This window comes from Paraburkholderia sp. WC7.3g (assembly GCF_050436345.1).
GTDB lineage: Bacteria > Pseudomonadota > Gammaproteobacteria > Burkholderiales > Burkholderiaceae > Paraburkholderia > Paraburkholderia podalyriae.
Window position 1 is genome coordinate 1,619,497 of record NZ_JBNDMA010000002.1, and the last position, 19,112, is coordinate 1,638,608.

Consider the following 19,112-nt stretch of genomic DNA (forward strand, 5'->3'; position numbering starts at 1 on the left):
ACAACCGATGTCCAGGAGGCCCCATGCTTCGCAGTCGCCGTGCCGTCTGGCGTGTTGCCGTGCGCCCAGTCCCGACTTCCGCTTTTACTTCTGTTCTTGCCCGTGTTTGTCTTTCGGGTTCCCGTCCGCATCGCGCGGACCGCGCCGCGCGTCGCGCGAGGCGGCCAGCGCACTTGCGGGCCGCCCGTTCGATGATAAAAGGTTTCGCGCTGATGGTTTCGATTGTTGCTTCGCACGCGTATGCGCAAGATTCCGGCCCGGTCCCCGCGGACGGCGTCTATACGATGCTGGTCGGTACTTACACCAGCGGCAAGAGCGAGGGCATCTACGTCTTCCGCTTCGATACGAAGACCGGCGCGGCGACCCAGGTGTCGGTCGCGCAGACGGTCAATCCGTCGTTTCTGGTCGTGAGCCGCGACCGCCGCTTCGTCTATTCGGTCAACGAACTGCCCGGCGACAACGGCCCGGCCACCCAGCGTGGCGGCATCAGCGCGTTCGGCTTCGATGCCGCGCGCGGGCAGCTGACGTTTCTGAACAAGGTGTCGTCGGATGGCAATGATCCTTGCTATCTGAGCATCGCGCCGGACGGCAAGTATCTGCTGAGCGCAAACTATTCGGTCGCGCCCGATCCGGGCGGCAGCTTCGCGGTGTTTCCGCTGCAGGCGAACGGCCAGCTCGGCACCTCGGTGCAGACCGTGCATCACGAGGGCGGCGGTCCGGTGAAAGGGCGGCAGGACAACTCACACGTGCATTCGACCGTGTTCTCGCCGGACGGCCATTATCTGTTCGCGCAAGACCTCGGCGCCGACAAGCTGTACTCGTACCGCTACGCGCCGCAGAGCAGCGCCGGCGCGGGCCCATTCGTGGCGACCGACTGGGGCTACACGCAGCAGAAGGCCGGCACCGGTCCCCGCCATCTGATCTTTGGCACTGACGGCAAGCACGCGTATCTGACGAGCGAACTGGCGGCCACCGTCAGCACGTTCGACTACCACGACGGCAAGCTCGAGCTCGTACAGACGCTGTCTCTCACCGAGCCTGGCTTCAAGGGGCAGGTGGGCGCGGCGGCGATCCACATGTCGCCGGACGGTCGCTTCGTGTATGCGTCCAATCGCGGCGACGCAAACGAGATCGTGATCTTCTCGGTCGATCCCGCCAATGGGCATTTGAAGCAGATCGGCCGGCAGTCGACCCTCGGCAAGTCACCGCGCGAGTTCACCATCGATCCGACCGGCAACTGGCTGATCGTCGGCAATCAGTTGAGCGACACGGTCTATGTGTTCAAGCGCGATCCGCAGACGGGGCTGCTCGATCCGAATCCGAAGCAGCATTTCGAACTCGGCTCGCCGGTCGATTTCAAGCTGGTGTCGCCGTCGTGACGCACACCGCCTCGCCAATTCACCGCGCGCTCATTCCGCCGGCCCCGGCGCGAGCACTTCGCGGCTGCCGTTGATACTCATCGCCGACACGAGTCCGGCCGTCTCCATCTGCTCGACGAGCCGCGCCGCGCGGTTGTAGCCGATGCGCAATTGCCGCTGCACCGACGAGATCGACGCGCGCCGCGTGCGCACGACGAAGGCGACCGCTTCGTCGTACAGCGGATCGGCTTCCGCATCCGGCGCCTCGCCGAACAGGTCCTGGGCCGCGCCGCCATCGGTGGCTGGGCCGTCGAGGATACCTTCCTCGTATTGCGGCTCGCCGAACTGCTTCAGATACTCGACGATCGCATGCACTTCCTCGTCGGCGACGAACGCGCCATGCACGCGCTGCGGGTAGCCGGTGCCCGGCGGCAGGAACAGCATGTCGCCCTGGCCGAGTAGCGACTCGGCGCCCATCTGGTCGAGAATCGTGCGCGAGTCGATCTTCGACGACACCTGGAACGCGACGCGCGTCGGAATGTTCGCCTTGATGAGGCCGGTGATCACGTCGACGGACGGCCGCTGCGTCGCGAGGATCAGGTGGATGCCGGCCGCGCGCGCCTTCTGCGCAAGCCGCGCGATCAGCTCTTCGATCTTCTTGCCGGCGACCATCATCAGATCGGCGAGCTCGTCGATCACGACGACGATCAGCGGTAGCGGCGCGAGCGGCTCGGGTGCGTCGGGCGTCAGCGAGAACGGGTTGCCGAGCTTCTTGCCCTTCGCCTCGGTGTCGCGGATCTTCTGGTTAAAGCCCGCGAGGTTGCGCACGCCGACCGCCGACATCAGCCGGTAGCGCTTTTCCATTTCACCGACGCACCAGTTCAGCGCGTTGGCCGCGAGCTTCATGTCGGTGACGACGGGCGCGAGCAGATGCGGAATCCCTTCATAGACCGACAGTTCGAGCATCTTCGGGTCGATCATGATCAGGCGCACTTCCTCGGGCGTCGCCTTGAACAGCAGCGAGCAGATCATCGCGTTGATCGCGACCGACTTGCCCGAACCGGTCGTGCCGGCCACCAGCATGTGCGGCGCCTTCGCGAGATCGGCAACGACCGGATGACCGGTGATGTCCTTGCCCATCGCGAGCGTCAGTTGCGAGTGCGAGTTCTGGTAGACGTTCGCTTCGAGAATTTCCGATAGCCGGATCGTTTGGCGCTTCGCGTTCGGCAGTTCGAGGCCCATGCAGGTTTTGCCCGGAATCGTTTCGACCACGCGAATCGACGTGAGACCGAGCCCGCGCGACAGGTCCTTCATCAGACCGACGATCTGGCTGCCGCGCACGCCGAGCGCCGGCTCGACTTCGAAGCGCGTGATGACCGGCCCCGCCGATGCGCCGACCACCGTCACCGGCACCTTGAATTCCTGCAGGCGCTGCTCGATCAGCTGGCCGGTTTCGCGGAGCTTTTCGTCCGGGATCGATTCGATGTCGGTGTCCGCAGGGGCGAGCAGATCGAGCGTCGGCAGTTCGACCATCGATGCGGCCGGCGCATGGAACTCGAAGCCGTTGACCGGCACGTGGCCGCGCAGCGGCGGGCGGGCGGCGGGCTCGGTGGCGGCTTGGTCGGCGGGTTGGCCGATGGGTTGGTCCTGCGGTTGCGGTGTCGGCGTCGAAGTCGATGACGGCGAGGCGGTCGCGGGCTCGATCGCGGGCTCGGTCGGAGCGGGCAGGGAAGCGGGGCCGAGCTTGCTCTCCCACGGCACCAGCGTTTTGTCGATGACGATTTCGGCGACAGGCGCGAGCGCTTGGTGCGGCGTCGCGTTGACGGCGGGGGCCGATTCGACGGTTCGCGCGGATTCTTCCCTCTGCGATGCCGGGATGCTGGTGTTTGTCTGTATGGCTGTAGTCGCTTGCGCAGCGGTGACGCCGATCTGCGCGGCGCTGTCGATCAAGGGCGCCGACTGCGTCGGATCGTTGTCGACCGGCGGTACGTCTTCTGGCGAAGCGTCGTCGTGCAGGCTGGCTGCGAAGCGCTGGAATGGGGTGGCTGTCGGTGCGGCGCCCGGCGTCTCATGTTGCGGCGCGCTTGCAGCAGATATCGACCGCTCGTCCGCCGCAACCGGCTCTACCCCCGCGGCTTCGACAGCCGCCACGTCGGCCACCGACTCCATCGCAACCGTAAGCGGCGCATGAATGACCGGCGGTTCGGTCGGCCATTGCGCTTCGTTGCCGCCCTCGACCGGCGTATCAGACTCAGCCGCCGTATGCTCAGCCCTCAACTCGACCGGTGCGGCTTGTTGCTGCGACTGCGCCGGCAGCACGCTCTGCGCCGCTCTCTGCACGTTCTGCACATGCGAGGCCGTAATCGTCTCGCCGTTTTCGACAGGTAGCGCGTCCTGCTGCGCCGGCGGCAGATCGAACGCCGTCGACGCATGCTCCGCATCGCCGATCTTCGCGCTATCGGCGCCACGGCTGCGCGCGAGACTCACGCCGGCCATATCGGTCCAGCGCGCGGCGTTTTCCGCGATGCTGCGCAGCGTTTCCTCGACGCTCGCGGGCGGCGCGACTGTCGACGCGTTCGCCATCGTCCGCGTGAAGTTCGGTACGGGCCGGCCCACGGTCGACGGCAATGTCACGCCATTGGCGCGCGTAGCGGCCGGGAACGGTTGACGCGCGGTCGCACCGCGATTGACCGCCGCGCTGCCATCGGCCGGACGTGGCAGCGACGACGGACGGCTTGCGCGGCCCGCAGCATTCATCGATCCCGCTGTCACGCCGATACCGGCGCCCGACGCGGCGGCGCGACCCGCCATTGCCTGTGCCGCTCGCGCCGATACGCCGGACGCGGCCGCGGCCGTCGCCGCCAACGCGGCACTGGAGCCGAACGGCGCGGCCGAGCGCTGTTCGCCGACGGAGCGCCGACCGACCTGCGCCGCGCCGTCACGAGCCGACGTGCCCGATGCAGACGATGCACCCGCGGCACCCAGCGATCCCGCCAACGTCGCCGCACGCGGCTGCGTCGGGCGCAGCCAGCCGGCCGGCGCGACCGGCTCGGTCGGCACGAACGATGCGGCGGGCCTGTGCGCCGCTCGATCGACATGCGGCGCCTGGGTCGCCATCGATGCGGCTGGACGCGGCGACGCAATCGACCCCGGGCGCAACTCCGGCTCGTTCTGCCTGGCCGGCCCGCGCGCGGGGCCAGCGGCCACATCGGCGCGCCGGCCCGCGCCGGCGCTACGGGCGGAAGCGTCCTTGCTACCCGCAATGCCGGCCGCTGCAGCGGCGGCGCTTGCGCCGCGCCCGCTCGCGGGCGGACGCCACACCGTCGGCCGCGCGTAGCGACCCTTGCTGTTGCGCGGTGCCATCGTGTTGGTAGCAGGCGAAACATGCGATGGCGCGCCGTCGTCGACGCTGCGGTGGCGGCGCGCATCCTCGTCGCGCTTCGCGAGTCCGCGCGACAGACCGAGGCCGAACGCGCCGTCGGCCCAGGCGGCGACGTCGCTCCAGCGGAAGTCGATGAGCCAGGGCAGGCTGATCACGAGCAGCGCGAGCGCCGCGAGCGGCGTGCCGATACGGCCGAGCAGATGACCCAGCCCCGCGGCGAGCGCATGACCGAAACCATTGACGCCGACGCTGCCGATCAGCGAGCCCTCGAGCGTGCAACTCGCGACCAGCACGCAGACGAAGCCGAGCCACAGCCGGATCGTGCCGGGGCCGCGCAGACCCGCGCCGCCCGGCAGCACCGATTTCACGAGGCGCCACAAAAGTGGAATGAACCAGACGGCCGACCCGCCGAACCAGCCGAAAACTACCGTGTGCATACCAGACATCTACGAATGACGGAGCGCGCGCGAGAAGCGCAATCCGTCGAGTTTAAACGGCGCAGCGCGCGGCTTCGAAAGCCGGCGTGAGTCCCGAACGCAGCGCAAACTCGCATCACTTGTCGCTACGATCGAACGTAAGTGTGTCGCCGTTATCGAGGATCAGCTGCATCTGCTGCGGCGCTCGCATCTGCACGCCGGTGCGATCGATGCGCTCGAGCGCATCGAGGAACGGCTTTTCGATGTCGCCGCGCGGCGAGACGCACGCCATGCGCGTGCCGGCGAGGGTGCCAAAGCTCAGCTTGCCGTCCTTCAGCATGTATGAACCCATGAAGCGGTTGCAGCCGGAAAAGCCACTCGCGTGACGCTGACCGCCTTCGGTCGATAACGTCAGCGTGAGCGGCCTCTGATCCTTCGGCGGCACCGCGCGCGCCGTGCCATCGGCGTTCTTCCACGCGCTCAGCACCCAGCTCGTGTCGTCGAGCAGTTGCGCGGCGGCGGGATTGAACGGATCGGGCGGCGGCGCCGACGTGTCCGGATGCTTCGGAATCGCGCAGGCACCGAGCAGCGCGGCGATGCTCAACGCGGCGACGGCCGTGCGCAGGCACGGAGTGATGCGCGCAAGACGTCGCGGGCGGGAGCGGATGAGCATGGCGTCGTTCCTGTTCAAACTGGCGAAGGCGTAAGGGTAACGTACTAAGCTTGCCGTGCGCGAGCGATGCTCGCGGCGACGTGATCGCGGGTACCAACGTCGCAGCGGCAGCGCGGTTCCGACCGACCGCGATGGCCTCGCGAGCGCGCCCACGGCCGCCGCGCGGCAAGGGGCCCGCATGTTAACATCGCGGTCTATCCAATCCCACCCTAATCCCGACTTTTATCTGGAGTTCCCATGCAGATCGGCCAACGGATCGGCACGCCCCTTTCTGAATCCGCGACGCGCGTGATGCTGCTGGGCGCCGGCGAACTCGGCAAGGAAGTGATCATCGCGCTGCAACGGCTGGGCGTCGAAGTGATCGCCGTCGACCGTTACCCGAATGCGCCGGGCCATCATGTCGCGCACCGCGCGCACGTGATCGACATGACCGACCGCGCTGCGCTGCGCGCGCTGGTCGAGCAGGAACGCCCGCATCTGATCGTCCCCGAAATCGAGGCGATCGCCACCGACGAGCTCGCCGCGATCGAAACCGAGGCGCTCGCCGAGGTGATCCCGACCGCGCGTGCCACCCAACTGACGATGAACCGCGAAGGCATCCGCCGCCTCGCCGCCGAAGAGCTCGCCCTCGCGACCTCGCCGTACGCATTCGCCGATTCGCTCGACGAGCTGCGCGCGGGCATCGCGACGGTCGGCTATCCGTGCGTCGTGAAGCCGGTGATGTCGTCGTCGGGCAAGGGGCAGTCGGTGCTGCGCAGCGACGCCGATGTCGAACCCGCGTGGCAGTACGCGATGGCGGGCGGCCGCGTGAATTACGGGCGCGTGATCGTCGAGGGTTTCATCGACTTCGAATACGAAATCACGCTGCTAACCGTGCGCGCGATCGACCCCGCGAGCGGCGCGGTCAGCACGTATTTCTGCGATCCGATCGGCCACGTGCAGGTGGCGGGAGACTATGTCGAATCGTGGCAACCGCAGCCGATGAGCCCGCTCGCGCTCGAGCGTTCGCGCGAGATCGCCCACAAGGTGACGGCGGCGCTCGGCGGCCGCGGTCTCTTTGGCGTGGAACTTTTCGTGCGCGGTGACGACGTATGGTTTTCGGAAGTCAGCCCGCGTCCGCACGACACGGGGCTCGTCACGCTGTGCTCGCAGCGCTTCTCGGAGTTCGAGCTGCATGCGCGCGCCATCCTCGGCCTGCCGGTCGACACGTCGCCGCGTGCGCCAGGCGCGTCGGCGGTGATCTACGGCGGGCGCGACGAAGCAGGCATCGCGTTCGAGGGCGTCGCGGCGGCGCTCGCGGTACCCAATGCGGACCTGCGCCTGTTCGGCAAGCCGGAGAGCTTCGTCAAACGCCGCATGGGCGTCGCGCTCGCGACCGGCGAGAACATCGACGAAGCGCGTTCGCGCGCGAAGCAGGCCGCGGCCGCGGTGCGGCCGGTGTCGGCGAAGTAAGGGGGGCGGCGACGCGTGGCGCAATAGTGTGCGGGACGCACACGAACGAGCCCGCCGCATTCGTTTTTCGCTTATCGAAGCAAAGAGATTGGAGCAGAGGATCGTATGGCGCCTGAATCGCGTAGCAATCGATGGCGCGGCGCGTTTCGCCGTGTCGGCGCACTCGGCGTGGCGTTCGCGCTGTGTGCCGGCATCAGCGGCTGCGGCCTCGGGGCCGCACCTTGCCCGGGTCGCTTCGGCGGGACTGAAGATCGTGCCGATCGTCGGGCACGTCGCCGCCGCGCCGACCGATGCGTGCGCCGATGTGATCGATCCTTGACCTATCGTTGAACTGCCTGTGACTCGTCTGTAAGCCGGCCTCGCGGCTGGTGTGCCTTCCCCGCCTGACCCTCGCAACAATCGAGGTGCTCGATGAAGACATGGCGTGTTGCACTCCTCACGGCGGCAGTATCGACGGTGGGCTGGGCGGCGGCATTTTCCGGCGGCGCGTCGGCCGCGCCGCTGCAGTTCCGGCACATCGAGGGCAAGAACCACCAGACGCGCAAATACACGTGCGCGACCGGCAAGATTCTGCAGGTCACCTACTGGAACGCGCAGAACGGACAAAGCTTCGCCGTGCTGCCGGTGAAAGGCACGTCGATGCTGTTCGTCAACACGATCTCGGCGTCCGGCGCGAAGTACCAGGCCGGCAGCTATACGTGGTGGACCAAGGGTCCGCGCGCCAACCTGTATGACCTGACGAGCGGCGAGAACGCTCCGCCGATCCTCTCCGACTGCGTGACCGTGATCCGTTGATTCGCCGATCGGCGACACATGGACCCGATGCGATGGTTCCTTCCTCTGCCGCCGCCTCCTTCCGCCGCTTCCTTTTTTGCGCGCACTTCTCGTGCTTGGCCTCCTGCCCCCCGCGCGGCCTCCCGCTTTCGCGCGCATCGTTTCCATTCGAGTAGTAAGCTGTCCGGCATGGCGCTCGCCATGCCGTTTGCCATGCCGCGCGCGGTGCCGTGTTTCGCGCGCTGCCGTCGTTATCGTCTTCGATTGTCCCCCGAGTCATCAAGCGAGACCCTCAATGAAAGCATCGGACCTGTTCGTCAAATCGCTGGAAGCCGAAGGTGTCGAGTACGTGTTTGGCATCCCCGGTGAAGAAAATCTCGATCTGCTCGAGTCGCTGCGCCGCTCGAAAATCCGTCTGATCCTCACGCGCCACGAGCAGGCGGCCGGCTTCATGGCCGCCACCTACGGGCGGCTCACGGGCCGCACCGGCGTGTGTCTCGCGACGCTCGGCCCCGGCGCGACCAACTTCGTGACCGCGGCCGCCTACGCGCAGCTGGGCGGCATGCCGATGCTGATGGTCACGGGCCAGAAGCCGATCAAGTCGAGCAAGCAGGGGCACTTCCAGATCGTCGACGTGGTGCGGATGATGGAGCCGCTCACGAAATACACACGGCAGATCGTGTCGATCGGCAATATTCCGGCGACGGTGCGCGAGGCGGTGCGCCGCGCCGAGGAAGAGCGTCCGGGCGCGACGCATCTGGAATTGCCCGAGGACGTCGCGCACGAGGAGGGCGACGGCAAGCCGATTCCGAAGAGCTACAGCCGCCGTCCGGTCGCCGAGGAGAAGGCGGTCGCGCGCGCGGTCGAGGCGATCACCGCCGCGAAGCATCCGCTGCTGATGATCGGCGCTGGCGGCAACCGCAAGACTACGACGAAGATGCTGCGCGAGTTCGTCGACCAGATCGGCATTCCGTTTTTCACGACGCAGATGGGCAAGGGCGTGATCGACGAATCGCATCCTATGTGGCTCGGCAACGCGACGCTCTCCGACGGCGACTTCGTGCACCGCGCGATCGAACTCGCGGACTGCATCATCAACGTCGGTCACGACGTGATCGAAAAGCCGCCGTTCTTCATGCGCAGCGGCGAGGCGGGCGAAAAGACCGTGATCCACGTGAACTTCCTGGGCGCCGAAGTCGATCCGGTGTATTTCCCGCAGATCGAAGTGGTCGGTGATATCGCCAACGCGGTGTGGCAACTCAAGGAGAGCCTGAAGACGCGTCAGGAGCACTGGGACTTCACGCGCTTCAAGGAGATCAAGGAGCACTTCGAGGCGCATCTGGTGAAAGGCCAGCACGACGACCGTTTTCCGATGTACCCGGTGCGGATCGTCAACGACGTGTACGAGACCACGCCGGTCGACGGCATCGTGTGTCTGGATAACGGCATGTACAAGATCTGGTTCGCACGCTACTACCGCGCGCACGAGCCGAATTCGCTGCTGCTCGACAACGCGCTGGCGTCGATGGGCGCGGGGCTGCCGTCGGCGATCGCGAGCAAGATCGTGCATCCGGAGCGCAAGGTGATCGCCGTATGCGGCGACGGCGGCTTCATGATGAACTCGCAGGAGCTCGAAACGGTGGTGCGTCTGAAGCTCGATCTGGTGATCCTGATTCTGCGCGACGACGCTTTCGGCATGATCCGCTGGAAGCAGGAGAACATGAACTTCCCGGACTACGGCATGACGCTTGCGAACCCGGATTTCGTCGCCTATGCGCAGAGTTATGGCGCGCAGGGGCATCGGGTCGAGGCGGCAGGGCAGTTCGCGCCACTGTTGCGCGAGTGCTTCGCGACGCCCGGCGTGCACGTGATCGACGTGCCGATCGACTATTCGGACAACGAGCGCGTGCTCAATCGCGAGATCAAGCGGCTGTCCGCGCGGCTTTGAGCTTCCGTGCATCGAATCAAGGAGAGTGCGACATGTTGCAGACAACCTATCCTTACTACCTCGCCAACGAGCCGGTGGCCGCCAACACCGACCTCGAAGTCACCGACAAATTCAGCGGCGAAGTCGCCACGCGTGTCGCAATGGCCGACGCCGCCGCGATCGACAAGGCGATCGGCCTCGCGGTCGATGCGATGCCCGCCATGCGCGCCTACCCGCCGTTCAAGCGCCAGGCGGTGCTCGAACATTGCGTGAAGCGCTTTCGCGAGCGCTACGACGAACTCGCGCTCGCGCTGTGCATCGAGGCGGGCAAGCCGATCAACGATTCGAAGGGCGAAGTCACGCGCCTGATCGATACGTTCAAGGTTGCCGCGGAGGAAAGCGTGCGTATCGACGGCGAGATCGTCAATCTGCAGATTTCTCCGCGCGCGAACGGTTACCACGGCTACGTGAAGCGCGTGCCGATCGGGCCATGCTCGTTCATCTCGCCGTTCAATTTTCCGCTGAACCTGACCGCGCACAAGGTCGCGCCGGCGATCGCGGCGGGCGTGCCGTTCGTGCTGAAGCCGGCGAGCCGCACACCGGTCGGGGCGCTGATCATGGGCGAAATTCTCGCCGAAACCGATCTGCCGAAGGGCGCATTCTCGATTCTGCCCGCGCATCGCGACGGCGCCGACCTGTTCACGACCGACGAGCGCTTCAAGCTGCTGTCGTTCACGGGGTCGCCCGCGGTGGGCTGGGAGTTGAAGCGCAAAGCCGGCAAGAAGAAGGTGATTCTGGAGCTGGGCGGCAACGCGGCCGCGATCGTCGACGGCGACCAGGGCGGCAAGCTCGACTACGTGGTCGACCGGCTCGCGTTCGGCGCGTTCTATCAGTCGGGGCAGAGCTGCATCGGCGTGCAGCGGATTCTCGCCCATGCGAGCGTCTACGACGCGCTGCGCGAGAAGCTGATCGCGAAGACGAAGTCGCTCGTGATGGGCGATCCGAAGAACGAAAAGACCTTCGTCGGGCCGATGATCTCCGAATCCGAAGCGAAACGGCTCGCCGGCTGGATGGAAGGGGCGGTGCAGGCGGGCGCGCGGATCGTCGCGGGCGGCAAGGTCGACGGCGCGATGTTCGAGGCGACGCTGCTCGAAAGCGTGAAGCGCGACACCGACCTGTATCGCAAGGAGGCCTTCGGGCCGGTCGCGATACTCGAGCGCTTCGACGATTTCGAGGCGGCGCTCGCGCAGGTCAACGACAGCGACTTCGGCCTGCAGGCCGGCGTGTTCACCGACTCGCTCGCGCATGCGCATCGCGCGTGGGATGCGCTCGAGGTGGGCGGTGTCGTCATCAACGACGTGCCGTCGTTCCGTGTCGACAACATGCCGTATGGCGGCGTCAAGGATTCGGGGCTCGGGCGCGAGGGCGTGCGCTACGCGATCGAGGATATGACCGAACTGCGGCTGATGGTGATGCGCGAGACGTGGTGAAGGGATCGATCTGACGTGAGCGGGGGCGGGGCGGCGGTTCGCAATGGGGCCCGTGCGGGGCGGGGCGGCTGGCTGATGCCGCCGGTCGCCCGCAGCCGGTCGCCCGCAGCCGGTCGCCCGCAGCCGGTCGCCCGCAGCCGGTCGCCCGCAGCCGGTCGCCCGCAGCCGGTCGCCCGCCAAAGCGCCCGACTGTCACGCCACTGTCGTTTGTGCGCACTACGCTTCGACCGAAGCGACGGCCGGGAGCCGCCAGTCGGCTGTCACGAGCGTTTTTGCTGAAGTGCTACAATGCTCGGCTTTCGGCGGGTGTTTCCGCCAGCCGGAGCCGGCCGCATTAACCGAACTCAGACGGGTCTCGCGCGGAACGACGTGGCTCCGCCTTCATCATGATGCCCTCCGCGGTCCCGACCGCTGCTGCGCGCATCGCGCCACGCGCATTTTTAGCGAAAGCCACCATGTCCGACACCGCCGTCACGCCCAGTACCGAGACTTTTGATCAATTCGGCCTCGCGCCCGACATCCTGAAAGCCGTCAAGGAATCGGGCTATACGTCGCCCACGCCGATCCAGGCTCAGGCGATCCCGGTCGTGCTGGCGGGCCGTGACGTGATGGGCGCCGCGCAGACCGGCACCGGCAAGACCGCGAGCTTCTCGCTGCCGATCATCCAGCGTCTGCTGCCGCAGGCCAGTACGAGCGCGTCGCCGGCGCGCCATCCGGTCCGCGCGCTGATCCTCACGCCGACCCGCGAACTCGCCGACCAGGTCGCCGCGAACGTGCAGGCCTACGCGAAGCACACGGCGCTGCGCAGCGCGGTCGTGTTCGGTGGCGTCGATATGAATCCGCAGTCCGACCAGTTGCGCCGCGGCGTCGAAATCCTGATCGCGACGCCGGGCCGTCTGCTCGATCACGTGCAGCAGAAAACCGCGAATCTGGGTCAGGTGCAGATGCTCGTGCTCGACGAAGCCGACCGCATGCTCGACATGGGCTTTCTGCCCGACCTGCAGCGCATCCTGAACCTGCTGCCGAAAGAGCGCCAGACGCTGCTCTTCTCCGCGACGTTCTCGGGCGAAATCAAGAAGCTCGCCGCGACGTATCTGCGCAACCCGCAGACCATCGAAGTCGCGCGCAGCAACTCGACCGCGACCAATGTCACGCAGGTCGTCTACGAAGTCGCCGAGGGCGACAAGACCGGCGCGGTCGTGCAACTGATCCGCGAGCGCGGCCTGAAGCAGGTGCTCGTGTTCTGCAACAGCAAGATCGGCGCGAGCCGGCTCGCGCGCAGCCTCGAGCGCGACGGCGTAGTCGCGACCGCGATTCACGGCGACCGCACGCAGAGCGAGCGCATGCAGGCGCTCGACGCGTTCAAGCGCGGCGAAGTCGAGGCGCTCGTCGCGACGGATGTCGCCGCGCGCGGTCTCGACATCGTCGAACTGCCGACCGTAATCAACTTCGACCTGCCGTTCAACGCCGAAGACTACGTGCACCGGATCGGCCGGACGGGCCGCGCGGGCGCATCGGGCGACGCGCTGTCGCTGTGCAGCCCGAACGAGCGCAAGCAGCTGGCCGACATCGAGAAGCTGATCAAGCGTCCGCTCGACTTGCAGCGCCTGACCGTCGAGGCGCCAGTGCGCCATCATCACGAGGATCGTCCGCCGCGCCGCGATCGTAGCGAACCGCGCGACGAGCGCAGCCGCCGTCGCACGGGCGGAGCGTCGGGTTCGTATGACCGTCCGCATCATCATCGCGCGCAGCCGGTCGACGATTTCTTCCTGAAGCCGTACGAGCCGTCGCCGGCGTCGGTGCGCCAGATCGAGGACACGGCCACGTCGAACGCGCAGCAGAAGTCGGTGCCGAAGCGGCAGCTGGCCGCGTTGCTCGGTGGCTTCGGGATGCCGAGGAAGACGCCTTCGTCGTCGTAACGAAGGCTGCAGCTTGACGCGCTGGTGCAACGCCGCGCGTGCGCATCATGCCGATGTGCGAATGTTCATCCGTTGCGCCCACGCCGCGGTCGCGGCGCTGTAGAACTGTTCCAGCGTCGCAGGCGGCTCGCTCCCCAGCTCCAGTCCCAGATGCCGTGCCGCCGCGCCTAGCGCGTCCAGCGGTTTGTCGGTATCGAGCGCCGACGCGCCGTTCTGCTTGCTCAGTTTCTCGCCGTGCTCGTTCGTGACGACCGGCACATGCAGATACGCGGGCGTCGCCACGCCGAGACAACGCTGCAGGTAGATCTGCCGCGCCGTCGAATCCATCAGATCCGCGCCTCGCACGATGTGCGTGATGCCCGCGTCCGCATCGTCCACCACCACCGCCAGCTGATATGCCCACTGATGGTCCGCGCGGCGCAGCACGAAATCGCCAACCTCGGTCGCGAGGTTTTGCGTCTGCGGGCCCTGCCAGCGGTCGTCGAACGTGATCACGGCCCGCTCGCCGTCGGGCACGCGCAGCCGCCACGCGCGCGCCGGCTTGCCATGCAGACCCGTGCGGCACGTACCGGGGTAGGCGAGCGTGGTGTTGCGCGCGTGCGCGTGCACCAGCGAATCGGCGATTTCCTTGCGCGTGCAGCCGCACGGATAGACGAGACCGGTCGATTTCAACTGCTCCAGCGCCCGCTGATAGCGCGCCATGCGCTGGCTTTGCCAGACCGGCGTTTCGTCGGCGTGCATGCCGAAACGTTCGAGGGTCGCGAGGATGTCCTCGGCGGCACCGGGCACCGTGCGCGGTCCGTCGACATCTTCGATGCGCACGAGCCACGCGCCGCGATGCGCGCGCGCGTCGAGCCAACTCGCGAGCGCGCTGACCAGCGAGCCGACATGCAGCGGGCCGGTCGGCGACGGCGCGAAGCGTCCGCGATAGGTCATGGTTTGGGGACGACAGGCGACGCGCCCGCGCCGCTTGCCGCCCGGGCTGTGATTACGCGGCGCACGCGGCCTTGCGGTCCGGATGGCACACCGGACAGGTCTTGCCCGCGACGTACATCGGCGATTGCTGTTGCTCGGGCGTGACCACCGCGCGGCAGCCGAAACATTGAACGGTCGCGGTCGGTTCGAGTTGCGGATTCAGCGCGGTGCGATAGTCGAACACGAAGCAGTCGCCGTGATAATGCGCGCCGCCCACTTCCTCGAAGTATTTGAGGATGCCGCCTTCGAGCTGGTACACGTTGTCGATGCCGGCGTCCTTCATATGGATCGCGGCCTTCTCGCAGCGGATGCCGCCCGTGCAGAACGACACGACCGTCTTGCCTTCGAGGTCGGCGCGGTTGTTCTCGATCACCTCGGGGAATTCGCTGAACTTCGTGATGCGATAGTCGAGCGCGTTGTCGAACGTGCCGACGTCGACTTCGAACGCGTTGCGCGTGTCGAGCATCACGACCGGACGGCCTTCGTCGTCGTGACCGCGGTCGAGCCAGGTCTTCAGCGTGGGTGCGTCGACGAACGGTGCGCGGCCGAGTTCCGGGCGAATCGCCGGCTTTTTCATCGTGATGATTTCGCGCTTGAGCTTGACCAGCATGCGCGTGAACGGCTGCTGGTCCGACAGGCTTTCCTTGAACCGCAGATTCGCGAACTTGCCTTCGAACAGCGGATCGTGGCGGAGGTAGTCGATGAACGCGTCGGTGTTCGCGCGCGCGCCGGCGATGAACAGATTGATGCCTTCCGGCGCCAGCAGGATGGTGCCGCGCAGGCCGAGCGCATTGCAGCGCTCGGTGACGAGCGGGCGCCAGGCGGCGGTGTCTTCGATGGTCGCGAATTGATACGCGGCGAGATTGACGATACTCATGTGTGTTCTGCGGTAAAGATGGCCTGCGTGGCGACGTGCGGCGGGCTGTGCCGCCGCTGTTGTGCCCGCGCTGTCGTGCCCCCGTATAAGCGCCGCGGTTTGGCGCGCGGTTGGGGCGGCCAGATGGCCATGTCGAAAGAGGCGAAACCGCTATTATCCCCCAACCCGGCATTTTCCCCGACCTGGCCGAACGGCCAAGGGGTTGCGCCAGCTCAAACAGCATTCGCGCCGCCCCCGTCCTGGCCGCTTGGCCAACGCCGTTTCGACCTGAAATCTGCGGAAGGGTGGGGTTACAATGTCGCCCATGTCAGATCCCCGCTTTGTTCATCTCCGCGTTCACTCCGAATTCTCGATTGCCGACGGCATCGTGCGTCTCGACGACATCGTCGAGGCGGCGGCCAAAGACGGTCAGGGCGCGCTCGCGCTCACCGACCTCGGCAACGCGTTCGGCCTCGTCCGTTTCTACCAGGAAGCGCGTGGCAAAGGTATCAAACCCATTGCCGGCTGCGACGTCTGGATCACCAATCCTGACGACCGCGACAAGCCTTCCCGCCTGCTGCTGCTGGTCAAGGACCACCGCGGTTACCTGAACCTCTGCGAATTGCTCAGCAAGGCCTCGCTGACGAACCAGTATCGCGGCCGCGCGGAAATCGAAGCCGGCTGGCTCGAATCCGGTCTGGGCGAAGGGCTGCTCGCGCTGTCGGGCGCGCAGCAGGGCGACATCGGTCTCGCGCTGGCGGCCGGCAACGAAGAGGCGGCGAAGCGCAACGCGCAGCATTGGGCGAAGGTGTTCCCGGGTGGCTTCTATATCGAGCTGCAGCGCTATGGCCAGCCTGGCGGCGAGCAGTACGTGCAGCAGGCGGTTGCGCTCGCGGCATCGCTGAAACTGCCGGTCGTCGGGACGCACCCGATGCAGTTCATGACGCCGGACGACTTCACCGCGCACGAAGCGCGCGTGTGCATTTCCGAAGGCGACATTCTCGCGAATCCGCGTCGCCAGAAGCGCTTTACGGCCGAGCAGTATTTCCGCTCCCAACAGCAGATGGCCGCGCTGTTCGCGGACATTCCTTCGGCGCTCGCGAACACCGTGCAGATCGCGAAGCGCTGCAATCTGACGCTCGAACTCGGCAAGCCGAAGCTGCCGCTGTTTCCGACGCCCGACGGCATGTCGCTCGACGACTACCTCGTGCAGCTGTCGAAAGAAGGCCTCGAAAAGCGGCTCGAACAGCTGTATCCGGACGCGGCCGAGCGCGACGCGCAGCGCGCGACGTATTATCAGCGCCTCGAATTCGAGTGCGGCACGATCATCAAGATGGGCTTTCCGGGCTACTTCCTGATCGTCGCGGACTTCATCAACTGGGCCAAGAACAACGGCGTGCCGGTCGGTCCCGGCCGGGGTTCGGGCGCGGGTTCGCTGGTCGCGTATGCGCTCGGCGTGACCGATCTCGATCCGCTGCGCTACAACCTGCTGTTCGAGCGTTTCCTGAATCCGGAGCGGGTGTCGATGCCCGACTTCGATATCGACTTCTGCCAGCACGGCCGCGATCGCGTGATCCAGTACGTGAAGGAGAAATACGGTGCGAACGCGGTGTCGCAGATCGCGACGTTCGGCACGATGGCAGCGAAGGCGGCGGTGCGCGACATCGGCCGCGTGCTCGATCTCGGCTACATGTTCACGGACGGCATCGCGAAGCTGATCCCGTTCAAGCCGGGCAAGCACGTGACGATCGCCGACGCGATGAAGGAAGAGCCGCTGTTGCAGGAGCGCTTCGACAACGAAGACGAAGTGCATCAGCTGCTCGAACTCGCGCAGCGCGTGGAAGGCTTGACGCGCAACGTCGGGATGCATGCGGGCGGCGTGCTGATCGCGCCCGGCAAGCTGACCGATTTCTGCCCGTTGTACACGCAGGGCGACGAAAGCGGCGTCGTCAGCCAGTACGACAAGGATGACGTCGAAGCGGTCGGCCTCGTGAAGTTCGACTTTCTGGGCCTGACCACGCTGACCATTCTGGATTGGGCCGAGCGCTACATCCGCCGCCTCGATCCGTCGAAGCAGGACTGGTCGCTCGCCCAGGTGCCGCTCGACGACCCGGCGTCGTTCTCGATCCTGAAGAAAGCGAACACGGTCGCCGTGTTCCAGCTGGAAAGCCGCGGCATGCAGGGCATGCTGAAGGACGCGCAGCCCGACCGCTTCGAAGACATCATCGCGCTCGTCGCTTTGTACCGTCCGGGTCCGATGGATCTGATCCCGAGCTTCTGCGCGCGTAAGCACGGCCGCGAGGTGGTGGAATATCCGGACCCGCGTGTCGAACCTGTTCTGAAAGAGACCTACGGCATCATGGTCTACCAGGAGCAGGTGATGCAGATGGCGCAGATCATCGGCGGCTACTCGCTTGGCGGCGCCGACTTGCTGCGTCGCGCGATGGGTAAGAAAAAACCCGAGGAAATGGCGAAGCACCGCGAAATTTTCGCGGAAGGCGCGGCCACCAACGGACTCACGCGCGAGAAATCCGACGAAATCTTCGACCTGATGGAGAAGTTCGCGGGCTACGGCTTCAACAAGTCGCACGCGGCCGCCTACGCGCTGCTCGCGTACTACACCGCGTGGCTGAAGGCGCACCATCCGGCCGAATTCATGGCGGCCAACATGTCGCTCGCGATGGACGACACGGACAAGGTCAAGATCCTGTTCGAAGACTGCCTCGCGAACCGGATGGCCGTGCTGCCGCCGGACGTGAACCTGTCCGCGTACCGTTTCGAGCCGGTCGCCGAAGCCGACGGCAAGCGCTCGCGCACGATCCGCTATGGCCTCGGCGCGATCAAGGGCAGCGGCCAGAACGCGATCGAAGAAATCCTGCGCGCGCGCGAGGAAGGCCGCTTCATCGACATCTTCGATTTCTGCAACCGCGTCGATCGGCGCATCGTCAATCGCCGCACCGTCGAGGCGCTGATTCGCGCCGGCGCGTTCGACACGCTGCATCCGAACCGCGCGCAGCTGATCGCGTCGGTGTCGCTCGCGATGGAAGCGGCAGAGCAGGCGGCGGCCAATGCGCTGCAAGCCGGGCTGTTCGACATGGGCGATGCGCCGTCGCAAGGCCACGAACTCGTCGACGAACCGGAATGGCCGGAAAAGCGCAAGCTGCAGGAAGAGAAGGCCGCGCTCGGTTTCTACCTGTCGGGCCATCTGTTCGATGCCTACAAGGACGAAGTGCGTCGCTTCGTGCGCCAGAAGATCGGCGAGCTGAAGGAAGGGCGCGACAAGCTGGTCGCGGGCGTGATCGTGTCGCTGCGCACGCAGATGACCCAGCGCGGCAAGATGCTGATCGCGCTGCTCGACGACGGCACCGGCCAGTGCGAAGTGACCGTCTTCAACGAGGTCTTCGAAGAGCACAAGCAGTTGTTCAAGGAAGACGAGCTGCTGGTCGTGCAGGGCCAGGCGCGTAACGACGCGTTCACGGGCGGCATCCGCTTCACGGTCGAAACGGTGATGGATCTCGGCCGCGCGCGCTGCCGTTACGCTGACTCCCTCAAGGTGCAGATGAACGGCAACGCGGACGCGCAGGCATTGCGCCGGGTGCTCGAAGCGCACACCGCGGGCAAGGACGAGCCGTCCGCCACAGCCGCGCCGGCGGCCGCGTCACGCGGCAATGGCGGCGGGCGGGGCGGCTTCGGCGGCGATGGCGGCCGTCAGCGTCAGGCGGTGCAGATTCCGAACGGGCTCGCGGTGCAGGTCGTTTATCGCAGCGAGCATGCGCAAGGCGAAATGCGTCTGGGCGACGCATGGCGCGTGAAGCCGACCGATGAACTGCTCGCCGCGCTGCGCGGCGAGTTTGCGGGAAGCTCGATCGAGATCGTGTATTGAGCGGGGC

10 protein-coding genes and 2 pseudogenes are annotated in these 19,112 nt (G+C 66.4%); 8 read left to right on the plus strand and 4 right to left on the minus strand.

The window, feature by feature from the left end:
* Positions 1–23 precede the first annotated feature (23 nt).
* Entirely contained in the window at positions 24–1,379 is a 1,356-nt protein-coding gene (locus tag OKW43_RS18980; protein ID WP_376776371.1) for a lactonase family protein, read from the plus strand.
* 30 nt (positions 1,380–1,409) lie between these two features.
* Here OKW43_RS18980 and OKW43_RS18985 read toward each other — a convergent pair.
* Positions 1,410–2,954: pseudogene (locus OKW43_RS18985) on the minus strand (DNA translocase FtsK); the annotation flags it as partial.
* Positions 2,955–5,292: 2,338 nt separating this feature from the next.
* On the minus strand, positions 5,293–5,829 hold the full coding sequence (locus OKW43_RS18990; protein ID WP_429449060.1) for an META domain-containing protein: 537 nt from the start codon (positions 5,827–5,829) through the stop codon (positions 5,293–5,295).
* Positions 5,830–6,066: 237 nt separating this feature from the next.
* Here OKW43_RS18990 and purT point away from each other — a divergent pair, with 237 nt between their 5' ends.
* From purT to OKW43_RS19020, 6 genes and pseudogenes are all read left to right on the plus strand, one after another.
* The gene (purT, locus tag OKW43_RS18995) at positions 6,067–7,281 is read left to right on the plus strand and encodes a formate-dependent phosphoribosylglycinamide formyltransferase (RefSeq protein ID WP_429449062.1); all 1,215 of its coding nucleotides are present in this window, start codon (positions 6,067–6,069) and stop codon (positions 7,279–7,281) included.
* 105 nt (positions 7,282–7,386) lie between these two features.
* Positions 7,387–7,600 (plus strand): annotated as a pseudogene (locus tag OKW43_RS19000) (DUF6726 family protein).
* A 92-nt stretch (positions 7,601–7,692) separates the two neighbouring features.
* Positions 7,693–8,076, plus strand: coding sequence for an MliC family protein (locus OKW43_RS19005; protein WP_187635062.1), 384 nt, complete (start codon positions 7,693–7,695; stop codon positions 8,074–8,076).
* Between the two features lie 274 nt (positions 8,077–8,350).
* Complete coding sequence (locus tag OKW43_RS19010) at positions 8,351–10,003, plus strand: acetolactate synthase large subunit (RefSeq protein ID WP_429449065.1); 1,653 nt, start codon at positions 8,351–8,353, stop codon at positions 10,001–10,003.
* Between the two features lie 32 nt (positions 10,004–10,035).
* Positions 10,036–11,472 carry an aldehyde dehydrogenase family protein gene (locus OKW43_RS19015; protein WP_429449067.1) on the plus strand — a complete coding sequence of 479 codons (1,437 nt, stop codon included), beginning with the start codon at positions 10,036–10,038 and terminating at the stop codon, positions 11,470–11,472.
* Positions 11,473–11,927: 455 nt separating this feature from the next.
* A complete protein-coding gene (locus OKW43_RS19020) occupies positions 11,928–13,391 on the plus strand; it encodes a DEAD/DEAH box helicase (RefSeq protein WP_187635059.1) in 1,464 nt (487 codons plus the stop codon).
* 45 nt (positions 13,392–13,436) lie between these two features.
* On the opposite strand, the gene gluQRS is transcribed toward OKW43_RS19020, so the two are convergent.
* Both gluQRS and OKW43_RS19030 read right to left on the minus strand, forming a co-directional pair.
* A complete protein-coding gene (gene gluQRS / locus OKW43_RS19025) occupies positions 13,437–14,327 on the minus strand; it encodes a tRNA glutamyl-Q(34) synthetase GluQRS (RefSeq protein ID WP_429449069.1) in 891 nt (296 codons plus the stop codon).
* A 52-nt stretch (positions 14,328–14,379) separates the two neighbouring features.
* Positions 14,380–15,243 (minus strand): sulfurtransferase, encoded by an 864-nt coding sequence (locus OKW43_RS19030; RefSeq protein ID WP_429449071.1) that lies wholly within the window; start codon positions 15,241–15,243, stop codon positions 14,380–14,382.
* A gap of 295 nt (positions 15,244–15,538) precedes the next feature.
* Here OKW43_RS19030 and dnaE point away from each other — a divergent pair, with 295 nt between their 5' ends.
* Complete coding sequence (gene dnaE / locus OKW43_RS19035; protein WP_429449073.1) at positions 15,539–19,105, plus strand: DNA polymerase III subunit alpha; 3,567 nt, start codon at positions 15,539–15,541, stop codon at positions 19,103–19,105.
* Positions 19,106–19,112: the final 7 nt, after the last annotated feature.